Origin of the sequence: Micavibrio aeruginosavorus ARL-13, from assembly GCF_000226315.1 — a bacterium.
Taxonomy (GTDB): domain Bacteria; phylum Pseudomonadota; class Alphaproteobacteria; order Micavibrionales; family Micavibrionaceae; genus Micavibrio; species Micavibrio aeruginosavorus_B.
In genome coordinates, this window is sequence record NC_016026.1 from 2180036 (window position 1) to 2195663 (window position 15628).

General features: G+C 53.4%; 15 protein-coding genes, 1 tRNA gene and 1 pseudogene. 4 read left to right on the forward strand and 13 right to left on the reverse strand.

Translation table 11 applies throughout. The annotated features are described in order from the left end of the window. Window positions 1-182: 182 nt before the first annotated feature. From bamE to MICA_RS12165, 3 genes are read left to right on the forward strand one after another with little or no spacing between them, the layout of a single operon-like run. Entirely contained in the window at window positions 183-755 is a 573-nt protein-coding gene (gene bamE / locus MICA_RS10330) for an outer membrane protein assembly factor BamE domain-containing protein (RefSeq protein WP_014103700.1), read from the forward strand. After that, on the forward strand, window positions 752-1315 hold the full coding sequence (locus MICA_RS10335; RefSeq protein WP_041794063.1) for a hypothetical protein: 564 nt from the start codon (window positions 752-754) through the stop codon (window positions 1313-1315). The genes bamE and MICA_RS10335 overlap by 4 nt, the downstream gene beginning before the upstream one ends. A 1-nt stretch (window position 1316) precedes the next feature. Next, window positions 1317-1574: a hypothetical protein gene (locus tag MICA_RS12165; RefSeq protein ID WP_148260469.1), complete on the forward strand. Its 258-nt coding sequence runs from the start codon at window positions 1317-1319 to the stop codon at window positions 1572-1574. 77 nt (window positions 1575-1651) lie between these two features. On the opposite strand, the gene MICA_RS10345 is transcribed toward MICA_RS12165, so the two are convergent. The 7 genes and pseudogenes from MICA_RS10345 to MICA_RS10370 all read right to left on the reverse strand — a co-directional run bounded on the left by MICA_RS10345 (window position 1652) and on the right by MICA_RS10370 (window position 6862). Beyond that, window positions 1652-3628, reverse strand: coding sequence for a DUF927 domain-containing protein (locus MICA_RS10345; protein WP_236619898.1), 1977 nt, complete (start codon window positions 3626-3628; stop codon window positions 1652-1654). Between the two features lies 1 nt (window position 3629). Next, window positions 3630-4514, reverse strand: coding sequence for a toprim domain-containing protein (locus MICA_RS10350; RefSeq protein WP_081463081.1), 885 nt, complete (start codon window positions 4512-4514; stop codon window positions 3630-3632). Further along, window positions 4492-4719 carry a helix-turn-helix domain-containing protein gene (locus tag MICA_RS10355; protein WP_041794067.1) on the reverse strand — a complete coding sequence of 76 codons (228 nt, stop codon included), beginning with the start codon at window positions 4717-4719 and terminating at the stop codon, window positions 4492-4494. The genes MICA_RS10350 and MICA_RS10355 overlap by 23 nt, the downstream gene beginning before the upstream one ends. A 111-nt stretch (window positions 4720-4830) precedes the next feature. After that, window positions 4831-5388, reverse strand: coding sequence for a hypothetical protein (locus MICA_RS10360; protein WP_041794068.1), 558 nt, complete (start codon window positions 5386-5388; stop codon window positions 4831-4833). 3 nt (window positions 5389-5391) lie between these two features. After that, window positions 5392-6381, reverse strand: coding sequence for a tyrosine-type recombinase/integrase (locus tag MICA_RS12495; RefSeq protein ID WP_014103705.1), 990 nt, complete (start codon window positions 6379-6381; stop codon window positions 5392-5394). 39 nt (window positions 6382-6420) lie between these two features. Continuing rightward, a pseudogene (locus MICA_RS12500) lies at window positions 6421-6623 on the reverse strand (Arm DNA-binding domain-containing protein); the annotation flags it as partial. 165 nt (window positions 6624-6788) lie between these two features. Beyond that, window positions 6789-6862, reverse strand: a tRNA-Gly gene (locus tag MICA_RS10370). 157 nt (window positions 6863-7019) lie between these two features. Here MICA_RS10370 and MICA_RS10375 point away from each other — a divergent pair. Then, complete coding sequence (locus MICA_RS10375) at window positions 7020-7838, forward strand: hypothetical protein (RefSeq protein ID WP_014103706.1); 819 nt, start codon at window positions 7020-7022, stop codon at window positions 7836-7838. Window positions 7839-7855: 17 nt separating this feature from the next. Here MICA_RS10375 and MICA_RS10380 read toward each other — a convergent pair whose 3' ends face one another. The 6 genes from MICA_RS10380 to MICA_RS10405 all read right to left on the reverse strand — a co-directional run bounded on the left by MICA_RS10380 (window position 7856) and on the right by MICA_RS10405 (window position 15627). Beyond that, window positions 7856-8794: a hypothetical protein gene (locus MICA_RS10380; protein WP_014103707.1), complete on the reverse strand. Its 939-nt coding sequence runs from the start codon at window positions 8792-8794 to the stop codon at window positions 7856-7858. A gap of 127 nt (window positions 8795-8921) precedes the next feature. Next, window positions 8922-9740, reverse strand: coding sequence for an SAM hydrolase/SAM-dependent halogenase family protein (locus MICA_RS10385; RefSeq protein ID WP_014103708.1), 819 nt, complete (start codon window positions 9738-9740; stop codon window positions 8922-8924). 23 nt (window positions 9741-9763) lie between these two features. After that, window positions 9764-10555, reverse strand: coding sequence for a polysaccharide deacetylase family protein (locus MICA_RS10390; RefSeq protein ID WP_014103709.1), 792 nt, complete (start codon window positions 10553-10555; stop codon window positions 9764-9766). After that, on the reverse strand, window positions 10556-11530 hold the full coding sequence (locus MICA_RS10395) for a glucokinase (protein WP_014103710.1): 975 nt from the start codon (window positions 11528-11530) through the stop codon (window positions 10556-10558). It abuts the gene before it with no gap. Continuing rightward, the gene (locus MICA_RS10400; protein WP_014103711.1) at window positions 11530-12450 is read right to left on the reverse strand and encodes a cation diffusion facilitator family transporter; all 921 of its coding nucleotides are present in this window, start codon (window positions 12448-12450) and stop codon (window positions 11530-11532) included. Before MICA_RS10400 ends, MICA_RS10395 begins: the two co-directional genes overlap by 1 nt. 96 nt (window positions 12451-12546) lie before the next feature. After that, a complete protein-coding gene (locus MICA_RS10405) occupies window positions 12547-15627 on the reverse strand; it encodes a MexW/MexI family multidrug efflux RND transporter permease subunit (protein WP_014103712.1) in 3081 nt (1026 codons plus the stop codon). Window position 15628: the final 1 nt, after the last annotated feature.

Consider the following 15628-nt stretch of genomic DNA (forward strand, 5'->3'; position numbering starts at 1 on the left):
TCCGGCGCTGAAAGTAAAAGAGCTTGTTTTCAGCCGCTTTTTAGCCCTGTCAGAGCGTTTCACCGCAGTGTCACCAAAACTCGCCTTGAATCCTGCTCCGACTGTGCACTCTAAAGCGTTGTAGGGACTCGTTCTTTTTCTTTGCCCGTACAAGGTTAGCTTTTTCTCATCCATTTTTATCAATGAAAATCGCCTCAAAAATTCGATCAGGATTGTTAATCCAGGCGCGTTTCTTTAACGTGGTTGCTGGAGACAGCAAAAAACTGTCTCTGGGGCTTTTCATCCCCATCAAGTGCGGCAAAGACACTGCCGGAAATGTGTCGCTACTCAGCTCACGGCTGGGTGGCGATGTCATGTCCAAGGCGCAAGCCCAAAAGCATCGCGCCGTTTCACTTGATACGGATGAAAACACCCAGCCACCAGGGCAGGACAGCTCTGGTGGTTTTCCGTACATGAAAGGAAATGACGTGAAAATATATATCTGCATTTTGATCACCGTATTGGCGCTTTCTGGCTGCGCTAATCCGCGTTCCACCACAAACCAGCTTGAGCTGGGTATGACCAAAGATCAGGTGCGTGCCATTATGGGCGAGCCTGACAGTTCCGCTGCGATCAAGGGCCAAGGGGACTGCTATTTCTACAGCATGTGGCGCGACTTCTGGAACCGCCGCCCTGGCGATTATTCTGACCGTTACTATGCGTGCTTTAAATCTGGCGAGCTTGTTGTCTATGGCCGTGTGGGAGATCCGATGTGATAGAGATTGCTCAAAATGAAGAGGTAAAGCTGTCCTCAAAAATAGTAATAAAAGCCAAGGACATATCTATACGTCTTTGTACCTTCACAGCTGTGACGGTTTTGGCACTTGCGACGTTGATAATTATTGATCGCGTACTGCTTGTGGTTTTGGGGCTTGAAGAGTCCGGCCTTATGCTGTCGCCAATTTTCATTTTCATAGGAGGCTTGGCCATAAGGAGTGCGTTTAGAAAAATCGTACGCCGAAAGGAAATACAAACCCGCGTGAAAATTACAGCAGCAGTTTTGTTGGTTTTAATGATTATTAATCTCACCGCGTCTTTCTTATCGGATCGTAAGCAATCAGACCCAATCACATTTACGCCATTTATGATCGCACAATCAGCGGCCTATTCTCTGCCGGAAATCTTGATTGCCAGCGTTCCTTATATTGGCCTGCCATTAAGTGTCGCCAGTCAGGTTCAAGGAGTAGCTGAAGAGAGGGCATTATCTCGTGGAGAAGACCCCCGTGACATATCAGGTGAAGACCTGCTGGACGCCCTTTTTATTCCACCCTGGTGATATGCAGCAGCTGTCATTTAATCTGGAGATGGAGAATGTCGTCTGCTCGTTTAGAGATGATGCTTATGACGTGGCCAAGAAAATTATAGCCTTCCGCGGGAAAGACGCACTGATCTATGTGGCCCTTCGCCAGTTTGACGATTTTCAAGATAAACATGATCGTGCTTTCTGGATTGAAGTACGACGCGCCTGCAAATACATACTGACCGGCTACGACTTCTGGTATGAAGGGCATCATAGACGGTTGCCATTAATGTAAATGACGTTACAGGCGTTACAGCCGTATCATTCAACAAACTCAAGAGCGTAGTTGTAACACTCTGTTTGTACAGCGCGTTACGTTTCGGGATATTGAACCGGATATATAGGCGCGCCGTCGTTCTGCAAGCTCTCAAAGTCAACCCTGTAGAGCCGCACGGTTTTACCATGAACGCGGATGGGATGGGCGCGTTCGCCTTGGCTGTTCCTAGGTAGGATGATGCCGTTTTGTTCCAGAAGGTCGAGAGCAAGTTTGAAGTCAAAGCCTTTCAGTGTTTCCTTCATCCCATCGGCGTTTAGGTAGTATGTGCGTACGCCGTTTTCATCGCGCCAGTATCCTGCCCTGTCGCGCACCATTTTATCGCTATCTTTATCATCCATGTCCGAAAAACGGCTGTCACCATGCCTTTCAATGAAATCCAGCAGCGTACTAAAGATTTGACGTTTCTCGTCGCTGCCTTCGCCGCGTTGCGCCTTCCATGTGTGATAACCGATGATGGCCGCTTCAGTTGCTATACCAGGAGGCCAGCCTGTGATGCCGTATTCCGTAGCCAGCTCCCCCGCCAGAGCAATCAGTGCAAAACGTCCGGCAGCACGTTTATCTTGTCCTTCTGCGCCGTTGGCTTGAAAGCCGGGGAGCGATTTAATTTGCCGGAGGCGCTCACTGAAATTTCGGTCGTCGTGAGTAAGGCGCTCCAGATAAACGCGACCCGCATGGCCGTAATTAAGCAGCGCCTCGCTGGAAATATATTCAGACAACGCCGCACCATGATCAAAACCATGCAGATCATCAAAAACACCGTACTTACGCTTGGTGGGCAGGTCGAGCAGGCGCATACTTTGACCGGCTTTTACTCTGCCGCCACCTTCTTTAATCGCCGTAGCAATGCTCCGCTCCCCGTTTGAGAGCGCAAAAGTGAGCCAGCGTGTTACCGGCCTTGCCGATCCGTAACGGCTGGCCCGTTGTTTCCCGTAGCCGTTACCAAGGGCATAAGCGATTTCTCCTACATCCGAGGGATCACACTCGCTAATTTCATCAAGGACAAGAAAACCATCGTTAAACAGTGCTGCCGCACCTTCCAAGCCATTTGCAGTTGTGCGCCAGCTCCGACGATATTCTTTCCCGCCCCATACGCTGGATGCGGCACGGGCTATGGTGCTTTTGCCGGAAGAAGAATCTCCGACCATGTGGATACCTCCACCCTCCGAATGGGTGAGTGACAGCAACGGCCCTACGAAGGCGCTGGACAGACCCAAAGCCAGCATAGGATTTCCTACGGCCTTGGCCGCTACGTTCTCTCTCCATGCTGGTAGTGTGCCTGCTGCACAAAACTCCTCGTAAGCTGCCTGATTGCTCTGGAAGACGACTTGATCCGCATCTGGCCCGATAACCTGGTCAGGCAAAACGTAGGCATGTCGTCCATACCATCCGGTTTGCAGTGAGCAGTTAATCTGTTTTTTGGGCGCTACGGTTTGCAAGAGATAGCATGACAGCTCACGAAAATTGTATGGGTCGATCAGCACACCCATCGAAAGAAGTGTGCCCCGCAGCTCCTCACCCGAAGCACGCAAAAGCTCCATCGGCATGGCCCACGTTTTCCATCGGCCCTTGGAATCCTTAAAACGCAGGAAACGCCCAAAATTATTATCACGCCTGTCGGACGTTTGCGCCTCAATGTGCAGGGGGCTGCAAACCCACTTATCAATAAGCGTTACGTTGCCATCTCTGTCCTCTTCATAGTTAAGGTAATAAGTGCCAGGCCGCATCAACTTACCATTATCCAACCTCGTGAAATCATCATAGACATGCCAGCAAGGACGCTTCTCGTGCGGTATGTGAGGCTCCACAAGCTCCGGCAGTGGCGGGATATCTCCAGGCTGAATAACTGTGCTGGTCAGCAGGGTGGCTTCTTGTGACGTAACGTCTGTTACGTCACCATCCCCTACCTGTGTTTCAGAAAAACACAACAATTCCTTATCTGTAACGTCTGTTACGTTGGTAACGTCATCAGTTAGCTCCGGGATCATGGATATTTCACGTATATCATTGACCATGTTATTCACCCTTCCAGCCAAGTTTGACTGCATCATTGTAGTCCGTGCCATCAACGCCCTCTGGGAACTTTGGCATCATCACTGTGGCATCTACTTGCTGTGCTGCTTTCAATGCTTGCGTCAGGCCAGGATTCCCAGGCGTATGACGATCATTGTCAGCGGCGATGATAATTTTTGCATCGGGAAAACGCTCTCTCGCCCCTTGAGCTACTTTCACAAGGTTTCCTGCGTTCATTGCGCAAAGAACAAAGTCCCCCAGAACCTCGTGCAAACTTGCTCCTGTTGCCCAACCTTCACAGATCACCAACCTGGAGAAGCTGTTCATTGTGTCCAATCCGATGGGGCAATACAGACCGCTTACCCTTCCACCGGATTCAAAACGCTTTTCTCCATTGGCATAGATGGTCTGGAAGTTCCAGAGCATCCCATGAAAGTCCATAAGCGGTACAAGCAAATGGTTCTTTATTTGCCTCAGGTTATGCGTCCCTACCTGCTTTGTTGTCAGATAAGGGTGTTGTGGATTTACGGGCGACGCACTGAACCATTTTCTCTGAGACAACTCCGCTACAGTGATATGATCCTTATATCGATCGACCTTATAGTCACTTCTTGCTTTGTCGATCTGGGCTTTTAGATGTTCACGAATCTGATCCGACACACGAGAGCCTTTGGAATACCAAGTAAACTTTTCACCTGTCCTCCATGATCCATAAACGCCAACCTCACCGTAAAAGACATACCATCCGTTGTTCTTCCCTGGCTTGTCACCAGAAACATGGAATCGATGAACCTTGCCATCGGCTACGATAGGCTCCTTGCAAACCAGCCCTTGAAATCGCATGGCTTCTTCAAAATTCTGCATATTATTTGCGGCGTGCATGGACATTCCCCCTCTGCTTTTCGGGGAGGTATCCCTCAAGTGTCGATAGCCACGTTTCGAGACTGGCTTTCGTTACGCAGGTACGCTTGCCAATCTTGACTGCTTTCAGTCGCCCACTGTTCAGCTCCTGATACAGCCGCGTGCGCCCGATCCCAACCATTTCGATGATCTCAGGCACAGAATAAAGTGCCCTTTCTTTAGGTTTCGTCATATCTTTCTCCTTCTTTTCGTACAGGCGTGAATCATTCAGCCCGTGTACGAATCAAGATAAAAGACCGCGAACCTAAGCGGCACTGGGGAGAAAACGCGAAATTCTCCCCAATCAGGAATTTTCGGAGTTGGAAGCTGCCAGAGCTTCTTTCGCTACAGCTAGCAAGGCGGTACGATCATGTTTGCGGGTCTGATACCTGTCATACTTCTGCGCCCACAAATACAGGAAAAGCGGCTCTTTGGCCCAGGTGTCTACCGTACGACGATAATCACGCTCGTCATTGCCAGCCTCATCATCCAAAGGGCGTGCGGCCTTTAACACTCCGCCATGCTCTTTCAGAATCTCAGAGATTCCGGTTTTCGCACCCTCTGGTAAACCTTGCCCAAGCTGCACTGGTTCGTAGTTCTGCGCCAAGAAACTGATAGCGGCAAACTTTGCAACAGGCCAATCATGCCGATCTCCGAATAAACAACCAACTAGCATGACTAGATCAACAGGCGGCGCGGTTTCTTCAAGATGGCACTCCCAAATCAATCGCATTACATCACGTTTGTATTTATCTTTCCATTGACCAACTCTCGGCGTCTCTGCATCAGCTCGCAGAAATGTCTTCATCATCTCTGCCGCCTGCTCTGTAATAGACGCACTCTCATCTATTTTAAAAATCATGGTCTATGCTCTCTTCTTTCTAAAATCCGCAAAAACAATCTTGCCTCCAGATTCCACTGAATCCAGATAGTCGGCCCATTCCTGCATCATCACAATGCGATCAGGAAGAAACTTGGAGCGGTCGTAAGCGCGGTCAATTTTACTTTTGTGGGCATGTGCCAACTGACGATCAACAATCTCATGGCGATACCCCAGATTTTCCTTGATCGTGGACATGGCCAGCGCACGGAAACCATGACCCGTCATGCGCCCTTTATACCCCAGCCTACCGATAGCAAAGAGAAGCGTGTTGTTGCTCATATGCTCCTTTGGACGCACCTGACTTGGAAATACCCATTTGACGTTGAGATGCTCGGTTTCTTCCTTCAGTTCTTTCAGGATTTTTATGGCCTGTCTGGACAACGGTACGGTATGCGCACCTCCGACCTTCATACGCTCTGCGGGGATCACCCACCGGCCCTCTTCCAAATCGAACTCATCCCATGTCGCCTTAATCAATTCACTGGTGCGAACAAAGGTCAGCATCAGTAGCCGGATTCCCTTGCGCGTGCGGCTGAAAAGCCTTGGTTCATTACGCTCCAGCGCTTTCAGAAATTCCGGCATTTCCTTGATGTCCAGCGCTGGATAGTGCTGGGTCTTGGCTGTTTTCAAGGCTCCCCTAAGATCGGCGGCGTGGTCACGCTTGCAACGCCCTGTTGCAATGCCGTACCTGAAAACCTGTCCGCAAATCTGCTTTACCCGCGCCGCCACGTCCAGTGAGCCGCGCTTTTCGATCCTCCGCAGCACTTCCAGCAACTCAGGCGCATCAATGTCAGCAATCGGGCGGGAACCGATATAGGGAAAAATATCAATATCGAAACGTCGCATGACGTTGAGGGCGTGGTTTTCGCTCCAACGGTCGAGCTGCCTCTCATGCCATTCGAGCGCAACGGCCTTAAAGGTATTCTGGGCGTTGCGGACTGCCGTGCGCTGCGCAGCCTGCTTCTGGGCCATAGGGTCTTTGCCATCGACCAGAAGGCGCTTGGCATCATCTCTGCGCTCACGGGCATCAGCCAGCGATATGAGGGGTATGGCCCCAGCGCCAGCAGCTTCTCCTTGCCCAGAAAACGGTATTTCAGCCGCCAGTGCTTTGAGCCGTTGGACTTGACTAGCAGATACAAACCGCCGCCATCGGCCAGTTTGTAAGGCTTTTCTCGGACTTCCGCATACTTGCAATCGTTGTTCGTCAGCTTCATCGTACCCCCATCTCTTGAACTGTACCCCTAAAACGTACCCCCAATTCTTCTGACTGTAGGCAACCAAGGACGAATCCACGGTTATCCAATCGCGTGAAAAATGCAATAGCATCAATCACTTGCAAAACATCAGCGAATTGTGGTGAACATCTGCGGAAAAAGAAATGGAGCGGGTGAAGGGAATCGAACCCTCATAGCCAGCTTGGAAGGCTGGAGCTTTACCACTAAGCTACACCCGCGCTCCGATTGGATGGACCATATCTAAAGCACGAAGGGGCAAAAATCAAACCGAAATCCACGGTTTTCCGCCCGTTTTGCCGCGATCCGGGCCAATTAACAGAATCATAAAGCTTTTCGCCCACAATTCCCCTGAAGAACCATGAGGATTGGACCGCGATGGCCGATGAACCGAATGCCACCCAACCGGACCAGGATGTCCCGCTGAAGCCCGTGGGCAAGGCCGGGAAGGTTATTGCCCCGACCGCAACGCAATCGGGCGCGGGGGTGGCGTGGAGTAACGGGGCCGCGACCTATGCCGGCAGTGACGGCAAGGACATGTTCAATGGCAGCGAGAAGGACGATATTTTCCTGTCCAACGGATCAACCAAAAACACCGACCCATCCGATCCGGGTCGTGACCGTGAAACCATGAACGGGCACGCGGGGCACGACGTCGCCGTTCTGCCCGGTTTTCGTGAGGATTATAAGGCGGTGATGCCGCACGCCACACAATATCCGGGCGCCAATTCCCCGGCATGGGAAAACACCGATACGCTGTATGGCCGCGTGATCGCGCTGGAGAATATTCATACGGGCGAAAGTTACGTGATGAGCAATGTCGAATCCGTTGTGTTCGACAAGGGCGACCCGTTTGCCAACCCGAAACAGGCGGTGCAAAACCTGCCCGAAAAAATTGCAAGTGGCGCGATGCAAAGCGCCAGCACACAGGAATTGCATTTACAGGCGCAAGCCGATTTGTCGCCCGCCGAGCAACGCACCGCCAAAATCGCCGCCACCCGCGAATGCGCGCAAGAGGTGGCCGGACAATATAAGCTGGGCATGGGCGTTGAGGGCATGATCGACATGGCCGATCAGGTCGTGCAAAAACTGGATCAAAGCGGAATTGAGGTGGATAGCCGCAAGCCGCCGGAAGCCGACCAGCCAACATCGAATGTCACGCAACGCGCCTTTGCCATGGATATAAAGCCGATGTAGGCCACGGCTTTATTTTTTCAGCGTTTCAACACCGGAACCGCCCGGCCATCCTTGCGGTAATCGCAAGCCGATCCGCCCGCTTCATAAACACTCTTCAAATAATCGAAATAGGATTTCACAACCCCGTAGGCGCGCGGATAATGGCGCGACAGGTTGCTACCCCCCTGCCCTGAGGCTTCGGCCCAGAGTTCCGCGAAGACTTCACGGCGCAGGCGCTGGCCTTCATCCTGTTTGCCGCCGATACGGATCGGCATGTAATAATCCAACGCCACCACATCCGGCTTTGTCCCGCGAATATGGCGCAGATCGTCGGCAATGGCGGTGCGATAATCACGGCGGTCGGTTAAGCGACCTTCGGCACGGGTGCCGCTTTGTTCAAAACTGTAATTACCGAGAATATCATCCACCATATGACCCGTTTCATGGTTGGCAATGCGTACACCGCGCGCGGGTTCTTCGTAAAACCCGATGGAGCGGTACGTGCCGTTTTTGTTTTTACGCACATCGGCCAACATGAAGGGAAAATACAGACGGCGTTCATATTCCAAATACAGCCCCGGCGTGGTGTAGCCATTGGCCGCGTTTTTGCGCGATGGCAACGATTCCGCCAACCCGTACCGCGACCACACAAACACACCGCCATCATTATAGGTCAGGGCCCGTGTATGGTGCGGGATGGTTGCGTAAATTTTATCGGCCCGCGCGTGCATTTTTGCATCGAAATGGGCCGATTGCATGACGTAGGTCAGCCCCTTTGTCCGGTATTCCGGTGCCGGATCAAGGCCGGACGTCACGGGGATGATCGCGGCGCGACGCTGCATTTCCTGCACCGCGCAGGATGCGCCGAGCCGCTTGCTCAGGCCCGCATGATCAAAGGTCGCCGCAAGATCGGCCGCCTGCACCGCGGATAAACCAAGCCCGGCCACAGCCGCGCAGAAAATTTTTGTAAGGGTCATAATGCCCCGCCCCAGTTCGTTTTTTATTGTTTGATGGGCGCGACGCTATAACACCCCGCGCCGCCTGCGCAAGAATAAAGAAAAAGCCGCTGAAATCAGCGGCTTTTTCCAAATCTTCAAAGGCCTTTTAGCGCCAGTTGACCTTAATCCCGCCCGGCGGGGTGCCGAAGCTTTTCGAGGCGTTGCCGCCGCGTTTGACCATTTCGGCAAATTCCATGCGCGATCCGTCCGGCAAGGCCCAGCCCGAGCTGCCCTTGGCCAAACAATATTCACCATCCGCCACGGCAAAAATGCCCGTGCCGACCATGGCCACCTGTTCCCGGCCATTGATTTCCACGGTGACCTTTTCACCGTGATGCGCATCCAGATCCTTGGGATCGATCGAGCACTTCAGATTGCCGTACCCATCGGTGTAGACAACCACGTTTTTCGGCAACGCATCCGGCACGGTGTGGGTGACATCATCACCCAACAGGCTTTCATCCCCGCGCGCAATCGCTCCCACGGCCACCGGAAAATTATCCCGGGACCGGAATTGCGACCCCGCCGCAGAAACCTTAATCAAACGGATGGAATCGGTGAACGGTTTGATCAGGGTCAGGGAATAACCACTGTTCACCGCCACCACCCGCACGCCGTTTTTCAATTTGGCGTAGACCAGACCTTCGCCTTCGTTATCGACGCGGGCTTGCGCCTTGTCCTTGCGCGGGGCCGTATTGACGTAGAAAATATGGCGGTCACCCAGCGGAGAATTCACCGCCAACTGCGCCAGCATAAAGCCCGTGGCGATCGTGTCGAAGACGGGAACGGACGACAAACGCACGCTGAAATGCGCGCCCGGAATATCCATCAACTGCGCATCCAGACGGTCAGACACCTCGGCAAAGGCCATATCGCCCAACTGGCCGTAATCACCAATCACCCGTACGAAATATTGTGTTGTCATGTTTGCACCCTTTTGTTGCACGTTCAGATTTTGAATTTAAAGCCGCGATCCAACATGTGGTCGACCAAAGCCAGCGTGTCATCGACAATATCGGCCTGATCATGCGCCAGGATGATATGCGCCGTATCGGTGCGTTGCAGCCACGGATCGTTATCAATTTTCGCCTTCAAATCATCCAGCGTTTTATAGGGCCAATTACCCTTATGCCGCGGGGTAATCATCCAATCCGAAGTTGAAAAAGTAAACATGGCATCAATCGCCTGCGCCATTTCGGTATCGCGATACCAAGGCAGGGCGACATTGTTAAAGGCAGGTTTGGTAAAGCCGTTGGATTTCAGCCACAATTGCAATTGCGCCTTTTTCCCCTTGGCTTCTTCACTGGGCGGGTCCATCGACACGTTCAAACCATCGGCGAACAATTTAATCAGAATATCCCGATGTTCGTCGGGAACCTTTTGAAAATCTACAACCCAACCGCCCGTACCGCGATCCATGTGGGGAAAGCGGAAATATTTCGGCCATGTATCCATACCTGCATCGGCCCAGCATTGGTCGAGCAATTTTTGCGTCGCCGTGATTTCCGCCGTGATTTCATCGAATGAAATCTGACTGGAACGGCGGTGGTTATAGGCGTGGTTGGCGGCGATAAATCCCTTTTTAATTGCACGCGTGACCGAAGCACGGTTTTTTTCCAGCAAATCCCCACGGCAAAAGAAAATTGCCGGAACACCGGAAGCCTCCAGCGCATCCACCATATCATCCATACGGGATGACGGTGAATCATCAATCGTCAGATAGGCAATACGCTCAGTCATCTATCCATTCTTTCTGTTACTGCGATCCATGGCAATCAAACCGCGCAGGGCGATATACGGATCATTCACGATAAACACGGGTGTTTTATCCAGATCGGCCTTCACCGACGGCGCGGGCTTCAGGGTCATAAAGTCCAAAACACGCGCATGATCAAACAAACCCTTTTCATACAGACGGGCCGTCAACCCGCCATCCAGATATAAACCGCCATACGATTCCAACGTAATCGCCACATTGTGCATAAACAGCCCCAGAAATTCATGGAACAGGCGCAACGTTTCAACCACCGACGGATTATCGGCATAATCCAGAACATGGGCCGCGTTTTCCAGCGGCAGTGGTTCATCGCCGTTCATCTGGCACACGGCACGGTACAGGGTCGGTAAACCGCGGCCGCTGACCACATCTTCGACAATGACCATGCGATCATGGCCATTCAACCGTCCAACCAGTTCGCAAATCAGATGATGTTCATCATTCAAACACGACGCCATCATGTGGCCGCCATGCGTCCCCTGCACGCGCCAGCGCCCGTTTTCCAAAGGCAGCGCATAGGCCAACCCCAGCCCCGTCCCCGGGCCCAGAATGGCACGCGGGTAATGATGATCAGATTGCGTCCCCCGAATGGCGTACAAAGCATGGTCCGGCACGCACGTCATGCCCCAGGCAGAGGCCGCGAAATCATTGATAACGCCGTCCAGAGCCATACCGCGCTTGCGCAGGGCCGCCGGATCAATCGCCCAGCCTTCGTTGTTGAAAAACCGGTAAACCCCATCCCCCGCATCATTCGCGGCGGCGGCAACGGCCACAGAATCCGGATCATGGATATCCGTTTCCATACAATAAAATTCAACGGCATCATACAGGTCGGAAAAATTGGATACGGCATAACGACGCGGATCAACCGGATCACGGCCGCCGTGGTCTTGGGCCAGACGAATATGCGTTCCGCCAATATCACAAATCACGCGCATTAATGATGCACCCCCGGCACGGAATGGCGACTGTCGTCAATATCACCAAGCGGGTCCATATGGATCATCACTTCGGCATTCGGAAATTCACGCACCAATGCAATTTCAATATCGCGCGTAATATCATGCGCGTGAATCAGTTTCATGTCCGGGTCCAGTTCGACATCGAAATAAATGTAAATCTGCATTCCCGATGCCCGGGTGCGCAGATCATGGATACCGTGAATGCGCGGCTCGGCGCGAATGATCTCCTCAATCCGCGTCCGGGTTTCGCGCGGCAATTCGCGGTCCAGCAGCATGTCGATCCCCTGCCGCCCGATGCCCCACGCCAACCATCCCAACCAGCCCGCCACACCCAGGGCAAAAACCGGATCAATCCACCACGGCCCCCCCATGGATTGCACGGCCAGCGCCGCAATCACCCCGCCATTGACGACGATATCGGATGAATAATGCGCCCGGTCCGCCTGCACCGCCAGGGACGGCGCGGCCCGCAGGATGCGATTTTGCACCAGCACCAGACCAACGGAAAGCACAATGGCAATCGCCATGACGATGATGGCCACGCCATGGGCTTGAATATCCTGTGGTTCCGCCAGACGGCGCACCGATTCCAACGCCAGGAAAACCCCGGCTCCGGTAATAAAGGCCGCCTGCAACAAGGCTGCCAACCCCTCAACCTTGCCATGACCGTGGCGATGATTCTTGTCGGCGGGCAACAGGGAAATATGGATGGCCAGCGCATTCATCCCCGACACAACCGCATCGGACAGAGAATCGATGAGTGAAGCCAAAATACTGACCGACCCCGTCATAAACAGGGCGATTGTCTTGATAACAATCAGCACGCTGACCGTCACGATCGAGGCGATCGCGGCGTGCATGGCGCGTTTGGGTTGATAAATCGGCGTATCCGTCATAGCTCGTGCAGGATGCCATGATTTGCGCCCCCGTTCCAGACAGGCACAAAAAAAGAGCGGATTTAACCGCTCTTTTTCGTAAGGTCCGATATAGGCTTATTCCGCGTCAACCGCCGCCAGTTGCTGGGCGCGGGTGGATTTGGACGCGGCACGGTGATCTTTTGCCAGAATCGTGTATACGGACGGCAGCACGAACAGGGTGAACAGCGTCCCGATCAGCATCCCGGCCACAATCACCACACCGATGGAGAAACGGCTGGCTGCCCCGGCCCCGTCGGCCAGAACCAGCGGGATCAGACCCACGACCATCGCCGCCGTGGTCATCAAAATCGGACGCAGGCGCACACGGGCGGCTTCCTCAATCGCGGCGCGGCGGTCCAGATCATGTTCCACCTGGGCCTTGTTCGCGAATTCGACCATCAAAATCCCGTGCTTGGAAATCAACCCAACAAGGGTAATCAAACCAATCTGGGTATAGATGTTCATGGTCGCGACACCAAGGAACAACGGCAACAGTGCACCGGACATGGCCAGCGGCACCGTCATCATGATGACCAACGGATCGCGGAACGATTCAAACTGCGCCGCCAGAACCAGGAAAATGGCGATAATGGCGAAGCCGAACGTGATGTAAAGCTGGCTACCCTCGTTCACAAACTGGCGAGAATCGCTCATCCAGTCATAGCTGAACCCCTTAGGCAGGATTTCATCCGCCTTGGCCTGCAGGAAGCTGACAATATCACCCATCGCCACACCCGGCATCGGAATGGCCGAGAAGGTGGCGGAGTTCAGCTGGTTAAACTGGACCAGTTTGTCAGGGGAGGATTTCATGCTGACGCTGGCCACGGTGGACAACGGCACCATATCGCCATTGCCGGCACGCACATAATATTGCGTCAACGATTCCGGCGTAATTCGGTCGGCACGCGGCACCTGCGGAATAACGTCATAGGACCGCCCATCCAGGTTAAAACGGTTCACATAGTTTTCACCCAGCATCAGTGCAAATGTATCGCCGATATCACGCATGGTGATGCCCAGCTGGTTCGCCTTGTTCCGGTCAATGGTGATTTCAACAACCGGGGTGTTAAAGTTCAGATCGGAGTCGGTCATCATGAACATGCCGCTTTCCGCCGCCGCTTTTTTCAGATCTTCCATCACGCGGTAAACGGTTTCATACCCTTCGGTCGAACGGATAACCATCTGCACCGGCATACCGCCCGTGGACCCCGGCAGAGCCGGCAGAGAGAAGGTAAACACCAGTTCCCCATCAATCGCACCCACCTGTTGCTGGATATCCTGTTGAATTTGCGACGCGGACCGATCCCGCTCCGACCAGTCTTTCAACAACATGCCACCAAAGCCGTTGCTGGGCCCATCGGTGCCGACCAGAACGAAGGTCGAGCTGACCTCGGGAACGGCGCGGAAGATTTTTTCAACCTCGCGCCCGAACGCCATGGAATAATCCAGGTTGGCATATTGCGGTGCCTTGGTCGCGGTCAAAACAATACCCTGGTCTTCTTCAGGGGCCAGTTCACTGCGGGCACCACCGAACAGCAAGCCCAGCGACATCAGGATGCAGAAGCCGAAGAACAAGGTCACCGGACGGAATTCCAGCGTGCCGTGCAGGCGGCGCGCATAAAATCGTTCCAACTTGCTGAACGTTGCATCGACCTTGCGCGCAAACCATGTTTCGTTCATGCCGTGTTTCAGCAGAACCGAACACATCATCGGCGACAGGGTCAGGGCGACGATACCGGAAATAATCACGGCCCCGGCCAATGTGAAGGCAAATTCCTTGAACAGTGAACCCGTCACGCCCCCCATAAACCCAATCGGCGCATACACGGCGGCCAAAGTAATGGTCATGGCGATAATCGGACCGACGATTTCACGGGCGCCCTGAATGGCGGCCTGAACCGGGGTTTTGCCGTCTTCGATATGGCGGAAAACGTTTTCCACGACAACGATGGCATCATCCACCACCAGACCGATGGCCATAACCATGGCCAGCAGGGTCAGCAGGTTGATCGAAAACCCCAATGACAGCATCAGGAACGCCGCGCCGATCAGCGACAGCGGAATGGTCACAATCGGGATGATAACCGAACGGAACGTCCCCAAAAACAGGAAGATCACAACCATAACAATCGCCATGGCTTCGATCAGGGTTTTTTGCACTTCATGAATGGCGGCATTAATGAAGATGGTCACGTCAAACGGAACAGCCACCTCCATCGACGGTGGCATGGTTTTTTCCAATTCCGGCAACATCGCCCGCACTTCCTTGACGATGTTCAGCGGGTTACCGGTCGGGGTGGCGTTCACACCGATATAAACAGCACGCTTGCTGTCCATCAGCGCGGCTTGATCGTAGTTTTGCGATCCCATTTCGATGGTACCGATATCGCGCATCCGCACAATCGACCCATCAACGGTTTTTACAACCATGTTGCGGAATTCTTCAACATCAACCAGATCGGTATTGGTTTCGATGTTGGTGATGATATAGCTGCCCTTCATCTGACCGGGCGCGGATTGATAGTTGTTGGCCTGGATCGCCTGTGCCACGTCGGATGCGGTAATTTTTCGCGCCGCCATTTTTTGCGGGTCCATCCAGATCCGCATGGCCAGCGTCTGCCCGCCAATCACATCGGCGGACGCCACACCCTCAACCGTGGCCAGCATCGGCTGAATCACGCGGATCAGGTAATCGGTAATCGCCGATGTCGGCAATTCGTCACTGGCAAAGCCCATATACATGATGGCCGACACGTCACCCGTGGATTTCAGGATGATCGGGTCGTTCGATTCCTGCGGAATCAAATATTTCACTTGGTTCAGCTTGGCCTGAATATCGACCATCGCCTTGTCGGAGTCGGAGTTCAGGCGCAAGTGTGCCGCGACCGATGACCGCCCCTGGGACGAGCTGGAGACCAGATACTCAACCCCCTCCGCCGTGGCGATGGCCTGCGCGATCGGGGTGGTCACGAAACCCTGCATCAATTCCGGGGACGCACCGGGATAGCTGGTCGTCACGGTGATCACGGCCTGTTCGATTTCCGGATACTGACGGATCGGCAGATCAAAGGCCGCGCGCAGACCGACAAGCAGAATCAGGATGCTGACCACAACGGCCAGAACCGGGCGCTTGATGAAAATATCGGTGAAAACCATG

Bases quoted from the DNA above. Each gene is read 5' to 3' on its own strand.
- MICA_RS12165 (WP_148260469.1), top strand. From the start codon at position 1,317: ATGCAGCAGCTGTCATTTAATCTGGAGATGGAGAATGTCGTCTGCTCG.
- MICA_RS10405 (WP_014103712.1), bottom strand. From the start codon at position 15,627: ATGGTTTTCACCGATATTTTCATCAAGCGCCCGGTTCTGGCCGTTGTG.
- MICA_RS10385 (WP_014103708.1), bottom strand. From the start codon at position 9,740: ATGACAACACAATATTTCGTACGGGTGATTGGTGATTACGGCCAGTTG.
- MICA_RS10390 (WP_014103709.1), bottom strand. From the start codon at position 10,555: ATGACTGAGCGTATTGCCTATCTGACGATTGATGATTCACCGTCATCC.
- MICA_RS10395 (WP_014103710.1), bottom strand. From the start codon at position 11,530: ATGCGCGTGATTTGTGATATTGGCGGAACGCATATTCGTCTGGCCCAA.
- MICA_RS12495 (WP_014103705.1), bottom strand. From the start codon at position 6,381: ATGGCCCAGAAGCAGGCTGCGCAGCGCACGGCAGTCCGCAACGCCCAG.
- MICA_RS10375 (WP_014103706.1), top strand. From the start codon at position 7,020: ATGGCCGATGAACCGAATGCCACCCAACCGGACCAGGATGTCCCGCTG.
- MICA_RS10345 (WP_236619898.1), bottom strand. From the start codon at position 3,628: ATGGTCAATGATATACGTGAAATATCCATGATCCCGGAGCTAACTGAT.
- MICA_RS10350 (WP_081463081.1), bottom strand. From the start codon at position 4,514: ATGTCCATGCACGCCGCAAATAATATGCAGAATTTTGAAGAAGCCATG.
- MICA_RS10360 (WP_041794068.1), bottom strand. From the start codon at position 5,388: ATGATTTTTAAAATAGATGAGAGTGCGTCTATTACAGAGCAGGCGGCA.
- MICA_RS10380 (WP_014103707.1), bottom strand. From the start codon at position 8,794: ATGACCCTTACAAAAATTTTCTGCGCGGCTGTGGCCGGGCTTGGTTTA.
- bamE (WP_014103700.1), top strand. From the start codon at position 183: ATGAAAATCGCCTCAAAAATTCGATCAGGATTGTTAATCCAGGCGCGT.
- MICA_RS10355 (WP_041794067.1), bottom strand. From the start codon at position 4,719: ATGACGAAACCTAAAGAAAGGGCACTTTATTCTGTGCCTGAGATCATC.
- MICA_RS10400 (WP_014103711.1), bottom strand. From the start codon at position 12,450: ATGACGGATACGCCGATTTATCAACCCAAACGCGCCATGCACGCCGCG.